Source organism: Thiemannella venezuelensis (assembly GCF_014203605.1).
In the GTDB taxonomy this organism is placed as follows: domain Bacteria; phylum Actinomycetota; class Actinomycetes; order Streptosporangiales; family Streptosporangiaceae; genus Planomonospora_A; species Planomonospora_A venezuelensis.
This window is the reverse complement of sequence record NZ_JACHJJ010000019.1, coordinates 159,702-181,996: the sequence shown is the minus strand read 5'-3', so window position 1 is coordinate 181,996 and position 22,295 is coordinate 159,702. Positions and strand designations below refer to the sequence as shown.

Here is a 22,295-nt window from a genome sequence, read left to right as displayed (position 1 = left end):
CGCAAGAACGGCCTGCGTGCTGCCCAGGCTCTTCACGACGCGCTGCTCGGCAACCCCTGGACGCCCGCGCTCACACAGTAACCTGAATAGTCACGCTTAAAGAGATCCACCTAGAATGCGTGGATAAGTCCGTTTCACATGCCCGCGCGGAAGTCCGGGAATGGCTCGGAGCAGACCATCCCGCCTACGAGACCGCTCGCCTTGTCGCATCAGAACTGGTGACCAATGCGGTCCGCCACGGCGGGCAGAGCGTCTGCGATGACCGCGTCATCATGAAAATGGCCGTCTGCGACGATCTCCTGCGCCTCGAGGTCATCGACGCGGGCATGACCGACAGCTACCCCGCCATCGGCGGCGTCTCTGCCGCATCGGCGGAGGGCGGCCGGGGACTGTTCATCGTCAGCCACCTCACCGGAGGGGCGTGGGGCTTCCGGGATCTGGGAGTGGGGCGCCTGGTGTGGTGCGAGTTCCCCGCCGACCCCGAGGCGTCCTCGGCCGCATTCGTCCCGCTCGCCCGTACGGGCTGACAACGGACCACTCACAGACCGCCCCCGGCGGGGGAGCTGCGGCACGGGACTTCCCACAACAACCCCCCGGTTGTCGCCCGCGACCGCGCCCGTTCGCTCACCCTCTGCCCCCGTGAGGGAGAACGGCCCGCCGGGGGCCTCACAACTATCGACTCGATCTCATGACAGAGCGGAGAAGGGCACCATGATGACGCTCGAACAGACGGCAGCGGCCCGGTCCCTGAGCGGTTGGCACCTGGAATTCGAGCTGACCGGCAAATGCCAATTGACCTGCGTGCAGTGCTACGCCTCCAGCGGTCCAGGCGGTGGCCATGGCACCATGACGGCCGCTGACTGGCGTCGGCTCATCACCGAGGCGAAGACACTGGGTGTGAGCCATGTCCAGTTCATCGGCGGAGAACCGACGCTGTATCCGGACTTCGCGACTCTCCTGGGCGACGCTATCGACGCGGGCATGGGCGTTGAGGTCTACAGCAACCTCGTCACGGTCCGAACCGGATGGTGGGAGCTGTTCAGCCACCCGAACGTCAGGTTGGCGACCAGCTATTACTCCGACCGCGTGACCGAGCACGGTGCGGTCACCGGCCGCCGGGGCGCTTACGGGCGTACGAAGGCCAACATCGCTGAAGCCGTTAAACGGGGTATTCCGCTGAGGGTCGGCATCATCGACGTTCTCGCCGGTCAACGTGTTGAACAGGCCCGCGCCGAACTGGCCGCCATGGGCGTGACGGCCATCGGCACAGATCGGGTTCGCGGAGTCGGCCGGGCGGCCGCCACCGTTCCCGACGTGTCGCAGCTCTGCGGCCAGTGCGGCGACGGGAAGGCAGCGATCAGCCCGGACGGGGACGTGTGGCCCTGTGTCCTGTCGCGTTGGATGGTCGCAGGGAACGTTCGGAGAACGCCTCTGGCGGAGATCGTGAAGGGCGTCACCTGGAGTGAACTCGTCTCGGCCATCCCCACCGCAGGGAAGCCCTGCAACCCGCAGCAGCCGTCGTGCAGGCCGACCGAACGGGATGGCAACGATTGCGCGCCGTCGGAGAGCCCGGCCTGCAACCCTAGGTTCTGCGCCCCCGACACTAAATCCAAGCCCCCGAAGAAGTGAGACACATGGACTGGCGCCCTCACGCCGCCGAACTGGCCGCCACTGTGACCCCGCGCGGGTCACGGTGGCGGGAGCCGGTCGCGATCACACCCCGGCATGCCTTCGTGCCACGCTGGTGGAGTCCGGCCGGGTACGGCGAGTGGGAAGTACACGACGGCCCTTCGGACGCTGAGACATGGGCGGATGAGGCTTACAGCGATCGGACCTTGGTGACCAGGGTCGGCCCGCTGCACGCCGATCACGCGGAGGCGGCGGTTGTGACCGCTGGACGCCCTACGTCGTCGTCCACACTCCCCGGCCTGGTCGTGCAGATGCTCCGGCATGCCGAGGTCTATGAGGGCGCGGATGTCCTCGACGTCGCCACGGGCTCCGGCTACAGCGCGGCTCTGCTGGCCAACCGGATCGGGGAGCGGCATGTCACCAGCATCGATGTCGATCCCTACCTCGTGGAAGCCGCCGCCGATCGGCTCGACGGCATCGGCCTTCACCCCCGGGTGCTGACCGTCGACGCGACCGGCCCGATCCCCGGTGACTACGACCGGATCGTGTCGATGGTGTCGGTGCGGCCGATCCCGGAGAGCTGGCTGGCCGTGTTACGGCCGGAGGGCCGCCTGGTCACCACCATCGCCCACACCTGCCTCATCATCACGGCGGACAAGACGCCGGACGGTGGAGCGGTGGGCCGGGTGGAATGGGACCGCGCCATGTTCATGGAGACTCGCAGAGGAGAGGACTACCCGCCGGACGAGGATCTGTTCGATGCGGTCTGGGAGGCCGAAGGGGAGGAGGTCGGCCGGGGCCGGTACCCCGTGATGCGCGTCTCCTACAACTGGGAGATCCCCTCCATGCTGGAAGTGGTCGCCCCCGGCATCGAACACCACTACGAGGAAGACGACGATGGACAGCGCACCGCGCGCATGGTCCATGCCGATGGATCGTGGGCCAGGGCCACCGCGAAGGGCGACGATCCGCCGACCGTCCACCAGGGCGGCCCCCGCCGCCTGTGGAACATCCTCGACGACATCCGCCACCTGTGGGTGACGGAGGGCTCGCTTCCCCTCCACGGCGCCAGAGCGTTCATCCGGCCCACCGGAGAAATCCACCTGACGCGAGGAACCTGGGAAGGGGTCATAACCGCTCAATGAACGGAGATGTTGTGTCCCGAGATGATGACCTCATCCCGGACATACCCGACCCCGGTCGCGGCCAGAGGGGATCGACCGGCTTGGGCACTCAGTGTCGTTGAGCAGATGAGGTCGAACGAGGGGAACAGAGCGAGCCTGGCAGGCGTCGTCTCCGCGTCCCGGCCCGCCTGCGCGGCGGTACCGGCAAGGAGAAGGGTTCGGCGCGTTGGCTATGCTCCACGCATGTTCCGCGAGGCCCGGCTCGGCGACCTACCGTGCCTGCGGGTTCTCTGCCGACGCCAAGCAAGCGTACGTGGCCCGGCCATCCTGACGGCGGGAGGCCCGACCGCTCGGCGCAGTGCGAGATCGACTGCTATCGTCCGCGATGTTCCGCCACCTTCGGGTGCGGGTCGAGTCCTCGATGCAGCCAGATGGAGAGCTTTTTCGTGAACAGTGCCGTCAGCCGTCTCGCGCCGGACTCGGGGCGGCCCTTCCGCCTGATCGTCACCGGCGGCGGGACGGGCGGCCACACCTACCCCGCCCTCACCACGGTGCGCACCTTGCAGGCCAGGCTCGCGGCCACCGGAAGGGCGCTGGACGTCGTGTGGGTCGGAACGGCAGACGGCCTGGAGGCCCGCGTCGCGGCGAGCGAGCGGATCGCGTTCGCGGCGGTCGCCACCGGCAAGGTACGGCGCGCCCGCAACCCGCTGAAGATGATCTCTCCCGCCAACATCAAGGACATGGGCCGCGTCCCGCTCGGCGTTGCGCAGGCCCGCTCGATCGTCTCCCGGTTCCGCCCCGACGTGGTGCTGGCCACGGGCGGCTACGTCGCCGTCCCGGTGGGCTTGGCGGCCGCCATGTGCCGCCGCCCCCTCGTGGTGCACGAGCAGACCGTCCGCCTGGGCCTGGCCAATCGGCTGCTGGCCCGCACCGCGACGCGCTTCGCCGTGTCGTCCGAATCGACCGTGTCGCTGCTGCCGGAGTCGTCGCGGGGGATCGCCGTCGTCACGGGTAACCCCGTACGGCCCGAAGTGCTGTCCGGTCAGGCGGACAAGGCGATCAATGGCCTCGGCCTGCACGGCTTCGACCGAACCTTGCCCACCGTCTACGTCACCGGCGGCGCCCAAGGGTCGCAGCAGATCAACAACGTGGTGGGCGGCGTTCTCCCGTGGCTGCTGTCCCACGCCAACGTCGTCCACCAGTGCGGGACGGCCAACGTCGAGGAGTTGCGGCGGCGCACCGCCGAACTCCCGCCCGGCCTGGCGGCCCGCTACCACCTGACGGGTTTCATCGGCCCCGAACTGCCCGACGTGCTCGACCTGGCCGACGTGCTGGTCTCCCGGAGCGGAGCCGGAACGATCGCCGAGGTGACCGCGCTGGGCAAGGCGGCCGTGTTCATCCCTCTCGCCTCATCGGCAGGCGACGAGCAGGCGCACAACGCGCGGTACCTCCAGGAGGACGGCGCCGCGGTCGCCCTGCTCGACGAGGTGTCCACGGCCGCCCTGCGGGTAGCCGTGGAACCCCTGCTCACGAACTCGGCCCGGCGTGCCGCCATCGCCGCGCGGGCCCGAACGCATGGCCGGCCGGATGCGGCCGAGCGGCTGGTGGACGTGGTCCTCGCCGCCGCCCGCCGGTGAGGCCGCCTCCGGCCGGTCATGAGCCGCCCGAGGACGATGGCCGGGTCCAGTCGCTTCGCTCACCAAGATGGTCGTCGCCGCGGCTGTGATGCGTCACCGCACAGGACCCGTCCTGCCTGAGCACCTCCTCGCAGTCGAGATCGACTTCTGAGGTCCGCAGGCCAGACGTTTGTCAGACGATTGATTCTATGAAGGTGATGACTGCCGCCAAGGCGTCCGGGAGCTTCGCGGCCGTCCTGGACGAGGTCGAGCGGGGAGAGACGATCATGGTGACCCGTGGAGGCAGGCGGATCGCGGTGATCGCCCCCGCGCCCACCGCGCGGGGGCGTATGGTCAAGGCCTTCCTGGCCCGAAGCGCTGGAATGCTGGACGCCGGCTTCGAGGCCGACGTCGCGAAGGCCCGGGAGATGGCCGATCCCGCCGGCGGGCGGACATGAGGAAGGGCGGGCGTACCGGATGGTACGCCCGCCCTTCCCGTATGGCCGGTCCGGACTCTTTAGTTGAACAGGACCCTCAGGGAGAAGTCGGCGTCGCCGCCGTTCTGCGAGCCGCTGATGCCGACGGCGCGCAGGACCTGGGCGTTGGCCTTCTCGTCGCCCTGCAGGTTCTCCAGGTAGAACTTCTCGATCTTGTCGAGGTCGACGTAGGCGGCGAAGGTCGCCTCGCCGGCGTTCGGGATGGCGAGCTGGAAGCTCTCGCTGTCGGCGAGGCTGCCCTCCTTGGCGAGCTCGGAGGCGTAGGCCTGGTCGCTGGCCAGGACCAGGACGCCGTCACCGGGCGCCTTGGCGATCTGCGGCACGGCGGTGCCGGAGTCGGCGAGGAACTTCTCGATCTTGCCGACGACCTCCTGGGCCTTGGCCGGGTCGGTGGCGATCCGCGCGCCGAACTTGGGCGCGCTGCCGTCGAGGCCGGTCGAGTCCAGGGCCAGGGTGAGGTTGCTGCCGAGCAGGGTCACCAGGTCGGCGGGGAGGGCCAGGCCGTACTGCTGCTGGGCCTGGTTGACGAACTGCTGGAAGGACTGGTCGCCGGCGGTCTGGTTGACCGTCTTCATGATCTCGGCCCACTGCTTGCCGATCATCTCGCCGAGCCCGGAGACCGAGACCGCCGCGGCGGTGGTCGCCGGGAGCCGGCCGATCTGGGAGGGCTCGGGCTCGCCCACGCCCAGGTCCTGCCCGCCGCGGGCGATGCCGGCGAACTCGACGTAGTTGCCGTCGAAGCGGAGCGCGGCGGCGACCCGGACGTTCTTGATCTTGGCGAGGGTGGCGGGGTCCTGCGAGGCCATGTCGGGAGCGAGCTCCGCGATCTTGCCGGCGTCCACCCAGAGGGAGAGCACGCCGGTCTCGCCCAGGTCGCCCTGGTCGGAGGTGAAGTTGGCGTTCTCCGCCAGCGTCTGGGCGGTGGCGGCCTGGTCGGCCTGGGCCTGCGTCTGGGCGAGCAGCGCGTAGTCGTCGCGGAAGGCGATGCCGTACTTCTCCTCGCCCATCAGCTTGGCGATCCCGGCCTTGGCCGCCTCCTGGTCGGTGACCTGGACGGCGATCACGGCTCCGGGCTCCCCGCCGTCCTTGGCGGGCGGGGTCACGGCCGCGCCGATGCGCGAGCCGAGCCACGGCTCGATGTCGGCGGCGAAGTCCACCTTGCTCAGGCTCTCGGTGTCCTTCTTGATCATGTCGAAGAAGGACTGGCGCGGGTCGTCGCCGGTGAAGGAGTCCTTGGTGACGGTGAACTTCTTGGCGATGTCGTACAGCGCCAGCTTCTGGTTGGCGGCCGGGTCGAGGTCGATCCGGACGTAGCCGATGGCGTTGCCGGGCAGCACGTCATGGGGCTGGGCGCCGCCGCCGCTGAGCAGGCTGACGGCGTAGACGCCGCCGCCGCCGACGAGCGCCACCACCAGCGCCGCGATCACCGCGACCAGCCAGCCCTTGCGGCCCTTGCGCACGGGCGGGGCGGGCGGCTGACCGGAGCCCAGGAACTCGGCGCCCTGCTGGTAGCCCTGCTGCGGGTAGGTCTGCTGGCCGTACGGCTGGCCCTGCTGCGGGTAGGCCTGCTGCCCGTAGTTCTGCTGCCCGTAGGCCTGCTGCCCGTACGGCTGGCCCTGCTGCGGGTAGGCCTGCTGCCCGTAGTTCTGCTGCTGGTAGCCGGGCTGCTGGCTCTGCTGGCCGTACGGCTGCTGCGCCTGCTGGTACCCGCCCGCGCTCTGCTGGGGGTATCCGGGCTGACCCTGTGGGTGGCCGCCACCCTGCTGGGGGTATCCGGGCTGGCTCTGCGGGTAGCCCGGCTGGGGGTAGGCCTGGGTGTGCGGCTGGTTGTGCTGCTGCGCACCCTCGTTCCGACGGTATGCGATCGTCCTGTCGGGCTGCGCGCCCGGCGGGGGGAACTGGTCGGGGGGATTGTTGGCAGACATGCTCACTCACAATGTGGACTTCGCGGATACGTAGAAGTTAGTGCATCTCTCTAGCAAACGACTTGCATTGAACTAACTGCCTCATTGCTCCGTCTAACGGCGAATCCCCCAGCTCCGGGGGTGCCGGTCGGCGGGTTCGGCGGGGCCGGCCGTTCCGGGCAGGGCTTCTGGCCGAGGGGAGCGGTGCGGCGACACCGAGTGACACGGGGCGGACGTCGCCATCGGTAGGAAAAGTCCTTAGAAAATCTTTAATGGAGGCGCGGCCTGATTTCCCGGCGGCGGGGCGGGACGGGCCGCTCCGAGGCCGGGGGAGCGTGAACCGCCCGGGACGGGTAAAGTGGCCTCACTAGAATAAGGTTCGGGACGGTGCCGTGCGGAACGCCGGGGCCTGGCCGGAAGGCCCGGCGGCCGGTGGCGTGGCGCCCGCGGGCCGCGGCGAGACGAGGCAGTGGACGGCAGATGACGAAGTTCGACGAGGCGACGCAGGCGATCCGGGTGGACGAGACCACCTACGACGTGTGCCTGGACCCCGGCTACTCGATCGGCGGCCCGCTCAACGGCGGCTACCTGATGGCCGTGCTCCTGCGCGCCGTCGTGGACGCCTCCCCGCACGAGCACCCGGTGACCACCAGCGCGCAGTTCCTGCGCGCCCCCCGGCCCGGCCCGGCCCGGGTGCGGCTGGAGCAGATCAAGACCGGCCGCACCGCGACGATGACCCGGGCCACCCTCGTCCAGGACGACAAGGCGTTCATCGAGACCCTCGTCACCACCGCCACCCTGAACGACGTGGCCCCCGACTGGACGGACGGGCCGTCGGCCGCCATGCCGCCCGTCGAGGAGTGCGTCAAGCTCCCCGACCCCAAGCCCGAGTCGAACATGACGTTCAACGCCCAGATCGACATGGCGTTCGACCCGCCCACCATCGGCTGGCTCGACGGCAGCCCCACCGGCCGCCCCGAGGCCCGCGCCCACTTCCGCATGGCCGAACCGCAGGACCCCGACCCCTACATCCTGGCCCTGGCCGTGGACGCGCTGCCTCCCGTCGTCTTCTCCGCCGGAGCCCGCGGCTGGGCGCCGACCGTGGACCTCACCTGGCACCTGCGCGCGCTGCCCGCCCCCGGCTGGCTCACCCTGCTCGGCAGCGGCCGGATGATCAGCGACGGCTGGTTCGACGAGGAGGTCGAGGTCTGGGACTCCGCCGGCAGGCTCGTCGCCCAGTCCCGCCAGCTCGCCCGCGTCGGCCGCGGCTGACGCGCCCTCCCCAGGCCGCCGGTCTGCGCTCCGGCCGCCCGGGTGATACGTGAGCGACGCGACAGTCGTTGTGAGGATTCTTACCGTGAGCGCTCTTTCCGGCTCGCCTAACCTTGGGAACCGTGTCGCAAGCGAGTACCGGAATCTTCGACAGCGGGGCGGGCGGCCTCACGGTGGCCGGGGCGGCCGTCGACCGGCCGCCCCCCGCGTCGCCCCTCCACCCGGCCGGCACGGTCCGCCGGCCGTACGGGCCTGAGCCGATCGCGCAGGTCCGCCCCTGCGCGCCGGAGGCGACGGGCCACCTCGCCGGGCACGGCGTCGGGGTGCCGGTGACCGCGTGCAACGGCGCCGGCGCCGCGACCGGCACACTCCGCCACCGGTTCCGCGCCACGGGCGACACCGGCCTCTTCGCCCAGCCGGGACGGCGCTTCCCCGGCCCGGAGACTCAGGAGGTGGAGCTCGCGGCGGTGGGAGGGTCCGCGGGCAACGGACACCCCGGGTGAACCACGTCCCGGCCGCGAGGGGGCGAGCCGGGGACGCAGCGCAGAACAGGACATTCCCGGGCGTGTCACCCCGCGCCCGGACGCGACGCCCGGCGTCGCGACGAACAGGAGGCCGCCGTGAAACTGACGATCATCGGGTGCTCGGGGAGTTTCCCCGGCCCGGACAGCCCCTCATCATGCTATCTGCTGGAAGCCGAGGGCTTCCGGCTGCTGCTGGACTTCGGCAACGGCGCGCTGGGCGCCCTCCAGCGGCACATCGGCCTCTACGACGTGGACGCCATCTGCCTGTCCCACCTGCACGCCGACCACTGCCTCGACCTGTGCCCCTACCATGTGGTGCGGACCTACTCCCCGCACGGGCCGCATCCGAAGGTCCCGGTCCATGCGCCCGCCGACGCCCCCCGCCGCCTGGCCGCCGCCTACGGCATGCCCGAGGAGCCGGGGCTGGAGACCGCCTTCGACTTCGTACGGCTCACACCCGGCGTCTTCGAGGTCGGCCCGTTCGCGGTCACCGCCGCGCGGGTCAACCACCCGGTCGAGACCTACGGCTTCCGGATCTCCTACGGCGGCCGCTCGGTGGCCTACTCCGCCGACACCGGCGAGTCCGCCGAACTGGTCAGGCTGGCGGCCGGGGCCGACGTGATGCTGTGCGAGGCCTCCTACCTCGACGAGCCGGGCCTCCCGCCCAACCTGCACCTCAACGGCCGCCAGGCGGCCGAGCACGCCGCCAGGGCCGCAGCCGGCACCCTGGTGCTGACCCATCTCGTGCCCTGGTACGACCCCGACCGGATCCTCCAGGACGCCTCCCGGGGCGGTTTCGCCGGACGCACCGAGCTCGCGCGGAGCGGAGCCGTGTATGACCTAGGGTAATCCCCATGGCTCGTGCAGACGGACGTACTCCCGACCAACTCCGCCCGGTGACGATCACCCGCGGCTGGCTCGCCCACGCCGAGGGCTCGGTGCTCGTCGAGTTCGGCGGCACCAAGGTGCTCTGCGCCGCCTCCGTGCAGGAGGGCGTGCCGCGCTGGCGCAAGGGGAGCGGCCAGGGCTGGGTGACCTCCGAGTACGCCATGCTGCCCCGCGCCACGAACACCCGCAACGACCGCGAGTCGGTCCGCGGGAGGATCGGCGGCCGGACGCACGAGATCTCCCGCCTGATCGGCCGCTCCCTGCGCGCCTGCGTCGACTACAAGCTGCTCGGCGAGAACTCGGTCGTGATCGACTGCGACGTGCTCCAGGCCGACGGAGGCACCCGCACCGCCGCGATCACCGGCGCGTACGTCGCGCTGGTCGACGCGGTGCGCTGGATGCGCGAGCGCAAGATGTGCAAGGGCGACCCCCTGGTCGACTCGGTCGCGGCCGTCTCCGTCGGGATCGTCAAGTCGGTCCCGCTGCTCGACCTCTGCTACACCGAGGACGTCGCCGCCGAGACCGACATGAACGTCGTGATGACCGGCTCCGGCGAGTTCGTCGAGGTCCAGGGCACCGCCGAGGGCAGGCCGTTCAACCGGGCCGCCCTCGACCAGCTGCTGGACCTCGGCGTCGCCGGCTGCGCCGAGCTGACCCGCCTGCAGAAGGAGGCCCTGGCGTGAACGGGCGGGCGGAGGGAGCGGGCGCCCGCCGGGTCGTCCTGGCGACCAGGAACGCCGGGAAGATCGCCGAGCTCCGCCGCATCCTGGCCGACGCCGCGGTGCCGGCCGAGATCGTCGGGCTGGAGGAGTTCCCGCAGATCGGCGACGTCGCCGAGACCGAGTCGACCTTCGCCGGGAACGCCCTGCTGAAAGCCCACGCCGTCGCCCGGGCCTCCGGTCTGCCCGCGATCGCCGACGACTCCGGCCTGTGCGTGGACGCGCTGAACGGCATGCCGGGCATCCTCTCGGCCCGCTGGTCCGGCACGCACGGCGACGACAGGGCCAACCTGGACCTGCTGCTCGCCCAGGTGTCGGACGTGCCCGAGGAGCGGCGCGGCGCGCACTTCGCGTGCGCGGCCGCGCTGGCCCTGCCCTCGGGGGAGGAGCGGGTCGCCGAGGGCACGCTGCACGGCGTGATCATCGACGCCCCGCGCGGGACCGGCGGGTTCGGCTACGACCCGATCTTCGTCCCCGACGGGGAGACCCACACGACCGCCGAGATGTCCTCCGCGGAGAAGGACGCGATCAGCCACCGGGGCCGCGCCTTCCGCGCCCTGGCCCCGATCCTGGCCGACGTGCTCGGCTGAGACGGCGGGCCGCCCCGTCCGGCGGGCCCGCCCGGTCGCCCGCCCCGCCCCGCCCGGTCGCCCGCCGGTCACGGCGGCCGGTGCGTCCGGCCGCCGTAACCGGCGCGTAAGAACCTCCGCGCCCCGGCGGGCGTAGCGTCGGAGGCATGGAGAGCAACAGGCGCGTGCCTGCCTGGGCCGCGGCACTGACCGGGCTGGTCGCGGGCGCGGTGGCGATAGGAATGTCCCTGCTCGCCGCGGGGATCGTGAAGCCCGCGGCGTTCCCGGTCCTCGCGGTCGGCGACACCGCCGTCGACCTGTCCCCGCCCTGGCTGAAGGACTGGGCGATCCGCACCTTCGGCGAGGCCGACAAGACCGTCCTGATCGCGGGCGTCCTGGCGGTCCTCGCCGCCCTCGCCGCCGGGACCGGCGTCCTGGCCTCCCGCGACACCCGCCACGGGCAGGCCGCCCTGGCCGTCCTCGGGGCGATCGGCCTCGCCGCCGCGCTGACCCGCCCCGGCGCGGGCCCGGCCGACGCCGTCCCGGCCCTCGCCGGCACCGCCGCCGGCATGGTGGCCCTCGCCCGGCTGATCCACCCCAGGTTCGTCCGCCGCTCCCGCGCCTCCGGCCCCGACGCCCCCCGCCCCTGGTCCGGAGGGAGGACGGACGCTGAGACGGCGGACGCTGAGACGGCGGACGCTGAGACGGCGGACGCTGAGACGGGGACGGCCCCCTCCCCGGCATCCGGCGCACCGCAGGCACCCCGTGCGGACACCGGGCAGGCGCCCCGCGCGGACACGGCCACCGGACCGCGAGCCGAGGAGCCGTACGGCACACCGGTGCCCGCCGTGATGCGGGCGGGCGAGGACCTCCACACCCTCGACCGGCGCGCGCTGCTGACCGGGCTGCTCGGCGGGGCGGCCGTGGCCGGGGCCACCGGCCTGGCGGGCCGGCTGCTGTCCGGCGGCACCGAGGTGGACACGGCCCGCGCCGGACTCGCGCTCCCGCGCCCCTCCGTCTCCGCCGGACCGGTCCCCGCCGGAACCGACCTGAAGATCAGGGGACTGTCGCCCTTCTTCACCCCCAACGCCGACTTCTACCGGGTGGACACCGCCCTCATCGTCCCCAGAGTCGACCCCCGCGACTGGACCCTGAAGATCCACGGCATGGTCGACCGGCCGGTCGAGCTGACCTTCGACGACCTGGTGAGACGGCCCCTGGTCGAGGCCGACGTCACGCTCTGCTGCGTCTCCAACGAGGTCGGCGGGCCGTACATCGGCAACGCCCGCTGGCTCGGCGCCCGCCTGGCCGACATCCTGCGCGAGACGGGCGTGCACAAGGACGCCGACATGATCCTCAGCGTCTCCTCCGACGGCTGGACCTGCGGCACCCCGGCCGACGTCGTCATGGACGGCCGGGACGCGCTGCTCGCCGTCGCGATGAACGGCGAGGCGCTCCCCGTCGACCACGGCTTCCCCGCCCGGCAGGTCGTCCCCGGTCTGTACGGCTACGTCTCGGCCACCAAATGGGTGACCGAGATCAAACTCACCCGCTTCGACCGGGACGAGGCGTACTGGACGCCCAGAGGCTGGGCCGCCAGGGGACCCGTCAAGACGCAGTCGCGCATCGACCTCCCCGGACCGGGCGCCGGCCTGCCGCCGGGCCGCACGGTGATCGCGGGCGTGGCCTGGGCGCAGCACAAGGGCGTGGACGCCGTCGAGGTGCGGATCGACGGCGGGCCGTGGCGCCAGGCCAGGCTCGCGGAGGCGCCGACCGCCGACACCTGGCGGCAGTGGGCCCTCGACGACTGGGACGCCACCCCCGGCAGGCACACCATCGAGGTGCGGGCCACCGACGCCACCGGCTACACCCAGACCGCCGACCGGACCCCCATCGCCCCCGACGGCGCCACCGGCCTGCACACCGTCGAGGTCACCGTCGCCTGACCGCCTCCCCGCAGGGAAGACTCCTTTCCCTGATCTGGTCAACTCCACTCCGCCGCAAACGTGAGCGGCCTACCATCGGGCAGCGGAACGGGTGGGACAAGGGGGGATTTGTGTGACGCGACGGCTTGCGCCCGCGGGGGTCTACAACCCGGTCGTGACCTCGGACGGCAAACGGTGGCGCGACTTCGAGCTGGATGCCCCGGCACCCGCGGTCATCGCCCCGCCCAGGGAACCCGAGCGGGAGCCCTGGCGGCCGCCGCCACTGGACCGGTACCGGCCGTACGGCGCCGCCGGCGGGCTCACCCCGCCGCAGCCGCAGGCCCAGGCCGACATCGAACGCGCCGTGCCGCTCGACGACCGGGGCGCCCCGCGGCGCTTCCCCGACCCCCGCGGCATGTGGATCCGCCTGATCAACGGGACCGGCGCCGCCGACGACCCGTTCCGGGCCGCCAACTCCCTCGACTGCGCGCTCGCCGTCCTCGCCACCTGGTACGGCATGCCCACCGCGGCCGCCCCCCGCTACCCCGAGTACGACCGGATCGGCAAACCGCTGCTCACCGGCGAGAGCGGCGGCCCCGCCCGCGCCGAACGCTGGCTCGGCCACCGCCTCCAGCACGTCGGGCAGGGCCGCCGCGCCTACACCCCCATCGCGCAACTGCTCCTGGCCGGCGGCCACGGCGCGGCCGCCCTCATCATCACCCGCTGGCCGAGCGGCGGCAGCCACGCCTGGAACGCCGTCAACTCCGGCGGCGAGGTCATCTGGATCGACGCCCAGCGCGGCCACATGGCCGTCGAACCGCCCTACGACGCCGTGACCGGCGTCTTCTGCGTGGTCATCGACCGGGAAGGACGCAGGCTGTGAACCTCGAACAGGCACGGGCCGTCGCCGAGGAGTACGTCAACGGTGTCCGCCCCCTCGACGACGCCCTGGAGATCGGGATCTACGCCTTCAAGGAAGGCTACGTCGCCTGGCCCAAGGAACCCGAACCCGACGACCCCGGCGTCCTGCCCGAGACCGTCGGCTCCGGCTGCATCGTGATCGACAGGGCCACCGGCGAGATCGCCATCCGCCCCCTCCTCAACCCCGAGACCGTCGCCGAGCAGTGGCCGGGGCGCCGCCCCCGGTGACGGCGGCCGCCGAAGGCGCCGCCCCCGGCAGCGCGGCGGCCGGGGCGCCGCCCCCGATCGCGGACGCCCCGGCCACCTGAGGAACACCCCGCTCAGCCGCTCGCCAGCGACCCCACGATCGAGGCGCGCGCCGCCCTGCGGGCGGGCAGCACCGCGGCCACCACCCCGGCCAGGCCCGACAGCGCCACGAACGCCAGCACCTGCGCCACCGGCAGCCGGAAGATGACCCCCGTCGTCATCGTCTGCGTCGCCGCCCAGCCGAACACGACGCCCAGCGCCACACCCACCAGCGCACCGATGACACCCAGCACCAGCGCCTCCACCGAGAGCATCCGGCGCAGCTGCGGCCGGGTCAGCCCCAGCGCCCGCAGCAGCGCCGACTCCCGGGTCCGCTCGTGCACCGAGAGCGACAACGTGTTCGCGATGCCCAGCAGCGAGATGAGGATCGACAGGCCCAGCAGACCCGTGATGATCATCAACATCATGTCGAGGGCCTCGTCGAACTCGCCCCGGACCTCCGTCGAACTCGCCACCATCGCCGTCGGGTACGGCTGCGCCGCCGCCTCGACCGCCCTGCGCGCCCGGTCCTCCGCCACGCCGTCCCTGACGTTGGCGACGACCTGAGTGTCGTCGAGCCGGCCGAAGAACTCCTCGAAGTCCTTCTCCGCGACCGTCACCGAAGGCAGCAGGCTGCTCTCCATGGAGAACGTCGCCACGACCCTGAGCCGGACCGCGCCCCGCTCCTCCGTCTCCACCGGGACCGTGCCGCCGACCTTCACCCCCAGCCGTTCGGCGACCTGGTCGCCCAGGACCACCGCACCCGGTCCCAGGGAGGCGAACGACCCCGTCACGGCCTTCGGCGTGAACCCGCCGGCCGGAGTGAAGGTGCCGACCGTCTCCGTGTCCCGCGCCCCCCCGCCGCCGACCTTCGCCGTGGTCGTCCGCAGCGCCACCACCGATGCCAGCTCCGGCCTGGACCGCAGGTCCTCCGCAAGGGCGCGGGGCAGCCCCCCCTCCCGGCCGCCCTGCGCCTGCACCATGTAGTCCACCGGGAACTGCTCGTCCAGCTTCGCACCGAACGTCTCCCGCGACGTCGCGGTCAGCACCGAGATCAGCGTCATCAGCGTCACACCGATGGTCAACGCCACCGTCGTGGTGGCCGACCGCCTCGGATTGCGCTGCGAGTTGTCCACCGCGAGCCTGCCCGGCACCCCGAACAACCGGCGGGGCAGCCACCCCGCGAACGCGCTCAACGGCCTGACCAGCACCGGCCCCAGGATCAGCACCGCCAGGAAGGTGAGCGCACCGCCCAGCATGACCACGTACAGCGCGCTCTCGCCCGGCCCCGTGCTCACCCCGTACGCCGTCGCACCACCCCCGGCCAGCAGGAACAATCCCGCGAAGACACCCCGCAGCACACCGGTCCGGAACGTCTGCTCCTCCACCTGCGAGCGCAGCGCCGCGATCGGCGCCACCCGCGTCGCCGCCCGCGCCGGCAGCAGCGCCGCCGCCACCGTCATCAGCACGCCCAGCACCATGCCGACCGCGACCGTGCGCGGAGCCAGCGCCACCCCGCCGGAGGGCACCTCCATCCCGGTGCGGCCCAGCACCGCCAGCGCTCCCGCACCCAGGCCCAGACCGGCCAGCAGACCGAGCACCGACGCGATCAGGCCCACCACCGCCGACTCCAGCAGGACCGAGCCGAACACCTGCCTGCGGGTCGCCCCGATGCAGCGCAGCAGCGCCATCTCCCGGGTCCGCTGCGCCACCAGGATGTTGAACGTGTTGTAGATGACCAGCGCCGCGACGAACATCGCGACCAGGCCGAACAGCAGCAGACCCACCATCAGCACCGTGGTGTTCGCACCGTTGGACGCGGCCAGGTCGTCGGCGTACTGCGCACCGGTCTTCACCTCGGCCCCGGCGCCCACCGCCGCCACCACCGACCTGCGCACCGTCTCCGCGTCCACCCCGCCGGCGGTCACCACGTCGATCTCCCGGAAGCCCTTCTCCCCGGTCATCTCCGCCGCGGTCGCGGTGGTGAAACCGACCGCCCCCGTGTACGCCAGCGCCTGGTCGACCCCGATGTCGAACAACCCGACCAGCGCGAACTCGTGCTTGCCCTGCTCGGAGTCGAGCACGGTGATCGTGTCACCCACCGAGAACCCCCGCGTCTTGGCGGTGTTCTCGTCCAGTACGGCCTCCGCCGCGCTCCGCGGCGCCCGCCCGCTGACGATCTCGGTCCGGTTGAGCCTGCCCTCCGGAATCGAGATCCCCGACGTCGGGAAATCTCCCGCGGCCTTGCCGTCCTTGCCGATCAGCGCCGCCGTACCCCGTACGATCCCCTGCGCCTCCGCCACGCCCCCGACGCCGCGGACCTTCTCCAGCAGCTCCGCCCGGACGGCCGGCTCCTCGGGCCCCTCGCCCTCCGCCGGCAGCACCACGATGTCGATCTTGTCCGCCGCCGCCGCGAACTTCTGCCGGAAACCCGCCTCGATCGTGTCCGTGAGCACGAACGTGCCCGCGATGAAGCCCACGCCGAGCATGATCGCCACGGACGTGAGCAGCAGGCGCAGCCTGTGCGCCCGCAACCCGGCCAGAGTCGTCTTCAGCAACTCAGGCCTCCAGCTTCATCAGGGTGTCGAGCACCGACTGCGGCGACGGCTGCGCCAGCTCGCTCACCAGCAGGCCGTCCCGGAGGAACACCACCCGGTCGGCGTAGGAGGCCGCGACCGGGTCATGCGTCACCATCACGATCGTCTGGCCCAGCTCCCGCACCGACGTGCGCAGGAACGACAGCACCTCGGCCCCGCTGCGCGAGTCCAGGTTCCCGGTCGGCTCGTCGGCGAAGATGACCTGCGGCTTGCTGATCAGCGCCCGCGCCACCGCCACCCGCTGCTGCTGGCCGCCCGACAACTCCGTCGGCCGGTGCCCCAGCCGGTCGCGCAGCCCGACCGTCTCCACCACCCTGTCGAACAGCACCTGGTCGGCCTGACGGCCCGCGATCTCCAGAGGGAGCCGGATGTTCTGCTCCGCCGTCAGCGTCGGCAGCAGGTTGAACGCCTGGAAGATGAAACCGATCCGCTCCCGGCGCAGCAGCGTCAGCTGCTTGTCGTTCAGCTCCGTCAGCTCCACGTCACCGATGTGCACCTGACCCCCGCTGACCGTGTCCAGCCCCGCCAGGCAGTGCATCAGCGTCGACTTGCCCGAACCCGAAGGGCCCATGATCGCGGTGAAGGCCCCCGTCGCGAACGCGATGTCCACCCCCCGCAGGGCGTGCACGGCCGCATCCCCCTGCCCGTAGACCTTGGTCAGCCCCCTGGCGAGCACGGCGGGAACCGCGTCCTCCCGCGCGCTCCACGCGCCGACCTCTCCGGTGATGGTCACGTCGTTCTCTCCTCCGCAACGGCTGCGATCTGATGGAAAAACGCTATTGCCAGGAAAAACGCGATTCATCGGACTCACGGACGGACTTCACCTCAGCCGGACGACCAGCCCCGCCGGTCCCGTGCGACCAGCGGGGTAGCCCCGCATCCTCCATTCGGCCGACCCCGCCCCCGAAAACGAGCCGCCCCCGAAAACGAGCACCGATCAGAGCAACCCGCAGCGACCGCACCTCCCCCGCCTGCGCAGGCGGTAGCCGGCGGTGGCGACACCGAGCGCAACCGCCCAGACCGGCCAGTACGCCATCGGACTGGCCAGCCAGTCGGCCGGGTCCGTCCAGTCGGTGACACGCACGGCGGTGGCACCGGCCGACGCCAGCGCGACCGTGACCACCGAAGCGAAGGCGACCGGGAACACGAGCGGTACCGGCCTGCCGGCCAGCCCGATCACCCATCGCGGCCACACCTCGCCCCAGCGCTGCGCCAGCCCGAGCGTGAGCACACCGCCGAGCACGGCCAGCGTCGCCAGCCCCGCCCCGGCCCAGACCATCCCCGACTCGTGCAGCCAGCGCAACTCCTCCACGGAGAACAGCAGCGGGATCTCCAGCACCCACGCCCACCGGACCACGGCATAGAAGAGCGGGATGACGAAGGCGACATAAGCTGCTCGGCGCCCCCAACGTGCCGCCGAGGCCGGACTCGTCCAGGACGGAGCCCCACCGCGCGAACGGCCGCACCCCTCACAGCGACCACCGGTACGCCGCTGGAACGCCAGCGCCGCGGCCGCCCACAGCACCCCACCGACCAGGCAGATCAGCAGATTCAGCACCGGCCACGGCAGCGCGGCCTCGAAGTAGTCCACAGGCGGCCAGCCCCACGGCAGCCCGACCAGGGCGATCGGCGCATACGCCAGTGCCATCAGAACCCGCTGGTCGGGAACCAGCACGACCAGGACGAAGGCGGCGGCCCATGACAGAGCCGACACCACGACCCGCAACGGGCCGCGCAGCCGCACCCGCGCCATGACCAGCGCCAGCACCGAACCCACCGCCCCCAGCGCCGCGACGACGGGCGCGGTCCCCGCCGCCGTCGCGTGACCGAGCAGCGACTCGTACCGGGCATCGGGGACATCACCCTCACCGAAGGGGAACCCGCGCCCGCCCAGCGCCCACCAGAGCCCGAGCCCGCCGTACAGGAGCGACCAGAGCCCGGCCGCCCAGGCCGCACAAGCCGCCCAGCGAGGCCGGCGGGCCGCCGCCCGAGCGATCGCCGTACTCCCGGACGCCGTACTCCCGGACGCCGTATCCATGGGTGTCGTTTCCATGAGTCCAGCGTGGACCGGAGACGGGCACGCACCCCATCCGCCGTTCGGCGGATCCGGCACCCCGACCACCCCCCGCGACCTGCCGTTCGGCCGACCCGCCCGCCGCACACCCCCACTACAGTCGAGACCATGGACATGATCGCGGCCCTGGTGGCACTGGGCGCGATGACCGCCGCACTCCTGCCGCGCACACCCGTCCCACGGGCCGCGACGACCGCGGGAACCACATCGCTCGCGATCACCGCCTGCCACCCGCTGCTGGGACGACACGGCGAAACCACCCTGTGGATACTCGCCGAAGCCCTCCCCCTGCTCGCCCTCGCCCTCCTGGCCGCCAGACACGCACCCGCACCCCGCACCGCCATCTCGACCGGCCTGCCCGCGGCGGCCGTCGCACTGATCCTCATCCGAACCCTGTGGCCCGGAGAACCGTCCCTCACGGTCACGGCCTGCGCAGCATGGTCCCTCCCCGCCATCGCGGCCACCGGAACGGGCCTCTACATGCGCTCCCTCGACACCACCCGGCACCGCGCGGTGGCCGACGCCAAACGCGCGCAGCGGCTCGCACTCGCCCGCGACCTCCACGACTACGTCGCCCACGACATCAGCGGCATCCTCGTCCAGGCACAGGCCGCCCGCCTGGCACCCGGCCCACTGCCCCCCACCGTCGCCGACGCGCTACGGCGCATCGAAGAGGCAGGCCAGAGAGCGATGGCCGCCATGGACAGAACCGTGGAAATGCTCCACGACCGGCCCGGCACCCACGACGACCACCACCTGCCCGGCACCGAAAGCCTGGAGAACCTCGTCAGCGGATTCTCACCCCCCGCGAACCTCGCCATGACCCCCGGCCTGGACCTGCCCCGCGAGACGTCCGCCACCGTCTACCGCGTGGTGACCGAAGCACTCACGAACGTGCACAGGCACGCCCGGCAGGCGACCCGCGTCGACGTCACGGTCACCCGCGAAGGAGCAACCGTACGAGTACGGATCACCGACGACGGCGGCGGATTCTCCGAAACCACCGGCAGAGGCGGATACGGCCTGGCCGGCCTGACCGAACGGGCCGAACTCCTCGGCGGCTCACTGTCGGCCGGCCCCACCCCGGGCGGATGGCACGTGACCGCCGTCCTGCCCGCCGAGACGACGACCACAGCAGAGGCGGAGACATGACCACACGGATACTCCTCGCCGACGACCAGGAGGACATCCGCATCGGCTTCCGGCTCATCCTCGACTCCCAACCCGACATGACCGTCGTGGCCGAAGCCGCCGACGGACAGAGAGCCGTCGAACAGGCCCGCCGCCTCCGCCCCGACGTGGTACTCGCCGACATCCGCATGCCACGCCTCGACGGACTGGAAGTCACCAGACTGCTGGCCGACGAGACCCGGGTGATCGTGGTCACCACCTTCGACCTCGACGAATACGTCCACACGGCACTGCGCAACGGAGCCTGCGGATTCCTGCTGAAACGATCCGGCCCCACCCTGCTCACCGAAGCGGTCCGCGCAGCCATGGCCGGCGACACACTGATCAGCCCCCAGATCACCGTCCGCCTGCTCCGCAGCCTGCGCATCCCCGCCACCCCCGGCCACCCGACCACCGAACCACTGACCAGCCGCGAACTGGAGATCGCCCGCCTCGTCGCACACGGCCGCACCAACGCCGACATCGCCGCCGAACTGGTGATCAGCCCCGGCACCGTGAAAACACACCTCGCCAACATCCAGCGCAAGGTCAACGCGACCAACCGCGTCGGCATCGCCGCCTGGACCTGGAACTCAGGTCACATGAGCTGACCCCGACCACGAACCGGCCCGACCACGAACCGGCCCCCACGACGGAACCCGCCCCCCGACACGAGACCACCCCTAATCAGCCGAATGCGGCACGACCAGCCCCGACTCGTACGCGTACACCACCACCTGCGCCCGATCCCGCAACCCCAGCTTCGCAAGCACCCGCCCCAGATGCGTCTTCACCGTCGCCTCCGCCAACTCCAACCGCCCCGCCACCTCCGCATTCGACAACCCCCGCGCCACCAGCACCAACACCTCCCGCTCCCGCGCCGTCAACCCCGACAACGCCGGAGCCTCCACTCCACCCGCCGACGGAAGATGCACCGCGAACCGCTCCAGCAACCGCCGCGTCGTACTCGGCGCCACCACCGCATCCCCGCTGTGCACCGAACGGATCGCACTCACCAGATCCGCCGGAGGCACATCCTTCAACAGAAAACCCGACGCCCCCGCCTTCAACGCCGCGAACGCATAATCATCCAGATCGAACGTCGTCAGAATCAGCACCCGCGGCCCCCCCACCCCCGCACAGATCAACCGCGTCGCCTCCACCCCGTCCATCACCGGCATCCGCACATCCATCAACACCACATCCACCCCACCCGCACGCACCGCCTCCACCGCGGCCCGCCCATCCGCCGCCTCCGCCACCACCTCGACATCCGGCTGCGCCCCCAGCACCATCCGGAACCCCGTCCGCAACAACTCCTGATCATCGACCAGCATCACCCGGATCACCGACCCCCCCGTCATGCCGCCCTGCTCCCACCCGGCTCGCCACCCGGCAACCGCACCACCACCTGAAACCCACCCCCAGGCCGCGGCCCCGCCTCCACCGACCCGCCGAACATCGCCGCCCGCTCCCGCATCCCCACCAGACCATGACCACCCGGCCACTCCCGCGCCGCAGCCCCCCGACCGTCATCACACACCCGCACCACCAACTCACACACCCCGTACTCCACCTCCACCACCGCCCCGGACCCCGGACCACCGTGCTTGAGCGTATTGGTCAACGCCTCCTGAACGATCCGGTACACCGTCAACTGCTCACCCTCGGGCAACTCCCGACGCTCCCCGGACACCCGCAACTCCACCGGCAACCCCGAAGAACGCACCCGCTCCACCAACTCCTCCAACCGCGACAGATCCGGCTGCGGGGCATACTCCTCCGACTCCCCACCAGCGGCCCGCAACACCCCCACCATCCGCCGCATCTCCGCCAACGCCCGCCGCCCCGTCACCGAGATCGCCCGCACCGCCTCCCGCGCCTGCTCCGGATCCCGATCGATCGCATACCCCGCCCCATCCGCCTGAACGATCATCACACTCACGTTGTGCGCCACCACGTCATGCAACTCCCGCGCGATCCGCGCCCGCTCCGCCGCCGCCGCCAACCGCGCCCGCTGATCCCGCTCCCGCTCCGCCCGCTCCGCCCGCTCCTCCAAACCCTCCAGATAACGACGACGCGTATTCGCGTAAATCCCCGAAATCCAGACCGTCACCACGAACACCGACGCACTCGCCCACGTCCCGAAATCCGGATCCTCCGTGACCCGCCCGAACGACAGAGCCAACCCCAGCTCCGCCACCAGCCCCGCCGCCACCGCCCACCCCACCGGCCGATACGACGCCACCGCATACAACGCCACCAGAACCGACAGATTGAACGGCAACGGCTCCACACCGGACAACCACTGGACGAAACTCACGCCCGACACCACCGCGAACACCGCCAGAGGCCACCGCCGCCGCCACGACAACGGCGCCACCAGCGCCACAGCCAGCGCCACACACCACCAGAACGGCGGCAGAGCCGGACCGAACCCCGGCATCGACGCATACGACACCAGAAAGACCAGACAGAGCACCACCAACGGCGCCAGCCACAAGACGTCCACGACCCCCGGATGCCGCCGGCCCCACTCACGAAATCTCCCGAACACCCTCCCACCATACGTATCCGCAGA

General features: G+C 71.6%; 21 protein-coding genes and 1 pseudogene. 16 read left to right on the top strand and 6 right to left on the bottom strand.

Annotation, left to right across the window (positions count from 1 at the left end):
• The first annotated feature begins 119 nt into the window (after window positions 1–119).
• The 5 genes from FHS22_RS25615 (at window position 120) to FHS22_RS25595 (ending at window position 4,827) form a co-directional block, all read left to right on the top strand.
• Window positions 120–527 (top strand): ATP-binding protein, encoded by a 408-nt coding sequence (locus tag FHS22_RS25615; RefSeq protein ID WP_184945602.1) that lies wholly within the window; start codon window positions 120–122, stop codon window positions 525–527.
• Window positions 528–711: 184 nt separating this feature from the next.
• Complete coding sequence (locus FHS22_RS25610) at window positions 712–1,629, top strand: radical SAM/SPASM domain-containing protein (protein ID WP_184945601.1); 918 nt, start codon at window positions 712–714, stop codon at window positions 1,627–1,629.
• A 5-nt stretch (window positions 1,630–1,634) separates the two neighbouring features.
• Entirely contained in the window at window positions 1,635–2,774 is a 1,140-nt protein-coding gene (locus FHS22_RS25605; protein ID WP_184945600.1) for a methyltransferase domain-containing protein, read from the top strand.
• Between the two features lie 425 nt (window positions 2,775–3,199).
• Complete coding sequence (locus FHS22_RS25600; protein WP_338047942.1) at window positions 3,200–4,390, top strand: UDP-N-acetylglucosamine--N-acetylmuramyl-(pentapeptide) pyrophosphoryl-undecaprenol N-acetylglucosamine transferase; 1,191 nt, start codon at window positions 3,200–3,202, stop codon at window positions 4,388–4,390.
• A gap of 188 nt (window positions 4,391–4,578) precedes the next feature.
• Window positions 4,579–4,827 carry a type II toxin-antitoxin system Phd/YefM family antitoxin gene (locus FHS22_RS25595; RefSeq protein WP_221474079.1) on the top strand — a complete coding sequence of 83 codons (249 nt, stop codon included), beginning with the start codon at window positions 4,579–4,581 and terminating at the stop codon, window positions 4,825–4,827.
• Window positions 4,828–4,886: 59 nt separating this feature from the next.
• Here FHS22_RS25595 and FHS22_RS25590 read toward each other — a convergent pair whose 3' ends face one another.
• Window positions 4,887–6,791, bottom strand: a complete 1,905-nt coding sequence (locus tag FHS22_RS25590; RefSeq protein ID WP_184945598.1) for a DUF3352 domain-containing protein — start codon at window positions 6,789–6,791, stop codon at window positions 4,887–4,889.
• A gap of 459 nt (window positions 6,792–7,250) precedes the next feature.
• Between FHS22_RS25590 and FHS22_RS25585 the strand changes: the two genes are divergently transcribed.
• From FHS22_RS25585 to FHS22_RS25550, 8 genes are all read left to right on the top strand, one after another.
• A complete protein-coding gene (locus tag FHS22_RS25585) occupies window positions 7,251–8,042 on the top strand; it encodes a thioesterase family protein (RefSeq protein ID WP_184945597.1) in 792 nt (263 codons plus the stop codon).
• Window positions 8,043–8,164: 122 nt separating this feature from the next.
• Entirely contained in the window at window positions 8,165–8,545 is a 381-nt protein-coding gene (locus tag FHS22_RS25580) for an aspartate/glutamate racemase family protein (RefSeq protein WP_184945596.1), read from the top strand.
• A 117-nt stretch (window positions 8,546–8,662) separates the two neighbouring features.
• Entirely contained in the window at window positions 8,663–9,415 is a 753-nt protein-coding gene (locus FHS22_RS25575; protein ID WP_184945595.1) for an MBL fold metallo-hydrolase, read from the top strand.
• A 5-nt stretch (window positions 9,416–9,420) separates the two neighbouring features.
• A complete protein-coding gene (gene rph, locus FHS22_RS25570) occupies window positions 9,421–10,137 on the top strand; it encodes a ribonuclease PH (protein WP_184945594.1) in 717 nt (238 codons plus the stop codon).
• Window positions 10,134–10,763, top strand: coding sequence for an RdgB/HAM1 family non-canonical purine NTP pyrophosphatase (gene rdgB, locus FHS22_RS25565; protein ID WP_184945593.1), 630 nt, complete (start codon window positions 10,134–10,136; stop codon window positions 10,761–10,763). Before rph ends, rdgB begins: the two co-directional genes overlap by 4 nt.
• Window positions 10,764–10,909: 146 nt before the next feature.
• Complete coding sequence (locus tag FHS22_RS25560; protein ID WP_184945592.1) at window positions 10,910–12,688, top strand: molybdopterin-dependent oxidoreductase; 1,779 nt, start codon at window positions 10,910–10,912, stop codon at window positions 12,686–12,688.
• Window positions 12,689–12,800: 112 nt separating this feature from the next.
• Entirely contained in the window at window positions 12,801–13,550 is a 750-nt protein-coding gene (locus FHS22_RS39360) for a toxin glutamine deamidase domain-containing protein (protein WP_338047941.1), read from the top strand.
• A complete protein-coding gene (locus FHS22_RS25550) occupies window positions 13,547–13,816 on the top strand; it encodes a hypothetical protein (RefSeq protein WP_184945591.1) in 270 nt (89 codons plus the stop codon). Before FHS22_RS39360 ends, FHS22_RS25550 begins: the two co-directional genes overlap by 4 nt.
• Before the next feature lie 92 nt (window positions 13,817–13,908).
• Here the strand turns inward: FHS22_RS25550 and FHS22_RS25545 are convergent, their stop codons facing one another.
• Complete coding sequence (locus FHS22_RS25545; protein ID WP_184945590.1) at window positions 13,909–16,431, bottom strand: ABC transporter permease; 2,523 nt, start codon at window positions 16,429–16,431, stop codon at window positions 13,909–13,911.
• 1 nt (window position 16,432) lies between these two features.
• Window positions 16,433–17,203, bottom strand: coding sequence for an ABC transporter ATP-binding protein (locus FHS22_RS25540; RefSeq protein ID WP_184945589.1), 771 nt, complete (start codon window positions 17,201–17,203; stop codon window positions 16,433–16,435).
• 139 nt (window positions 17,204–17,342) lie between these two features.
• Between FHS22_RS25540 and FHS22_RS39645 the strand changes: the two are divergent.
• A pseudogene (locus FHS22_RS39645) lies at window positions 17,343–17,456 on the top strand (LEPR-XLL domain-containing protein); the annotation flags it as partial.
• Here the strand turns inward: FHS22_RS39645 and FHS22_RS25535 are convergent.
• Window positions 17,408–18,523, bottom strand: a complete 1,116-nt coding sequence (locus tag FHS22_RS25535) for a hypothetical protein (protein WP_184945588.1) — start codon at window positions 18,521–18,523, stop codon at window positions 17,408–17,410. The pseudogene FHS22_RS39645 and the gene FHS22_RS25535 sit on opposite strands and share 49 nt — an antisense overlap.
• A gap of 129 nt (window positions 18,524–18,652) precedes the next feature.
• On the opposite strand from FHS22_RS25535, the gene FHS22_RS25530 reads away from it, so the two are divergent.
• Both FHS22_RS25530 and FHS22_RS25525 read left to right on the top strand, forming a co-directional pair.
• Entirely contained in the window at window positions 18,653–19,696 is a 1,044-nt protein-coding gene (locus FHS22_RS25530) for a sensor histidine kinase (protein ID WP_184945587.1), read from the top strand.
• Window positions 19,693–20,325 carry a response regulator gene (locus FHS22_RS25525; protein WP_184945586.1) on the top strand — a complete coding sequence of 211 codons (633 nt, stop codon included), beginning with the start codon at window positions 19,693–19,695 and terminating at the stop codon, window positions 20,323–20,325. The genes FHS22_RS25530 and FHS22_RS25525 overlap by 4 nt, the downstream gene beginning before the upstream one ends.
• Before the next feature lie 72 nt (window positions 20,326–20,397).
• Here the strand turns inward: FHS22_RS25525 and FHS22_RS25520 are convergent, their stop codons facing one another.
• Both FHS22_RS25520 and FHS22_RS25515 read right to left on the bottom strand, forming a co-directional pair.
• Window positions 20,398–21,063 (bottom strand): response regulator transcription factor, encoded by a 666-nt coding sequence (locus FHS22_RS25520; RefSeq protein WP_338047940.1) that lies wholly within the window; start codon window positions 21,061–21,063, stop codon window positions 20,398–20,400.
• Window positions 21,064–21,074: 11 nt separating this feature from the next.
• Window positions 21,075–22,271 carry a sensor histidine kinase gene (locus tag FHS22_RS25515; RefSeq protein WP_420830009.1) on the bottom strand — a complete coding sequence of 399 codons (1,197 nt, stop codon included), beginning with the start codon at window positions 22,269–22,271 and terminating at the stop codon, window positions 21,075–21,077.
• Window positions 22,272–22,295 lie beyond the last annotated feature (24 nt).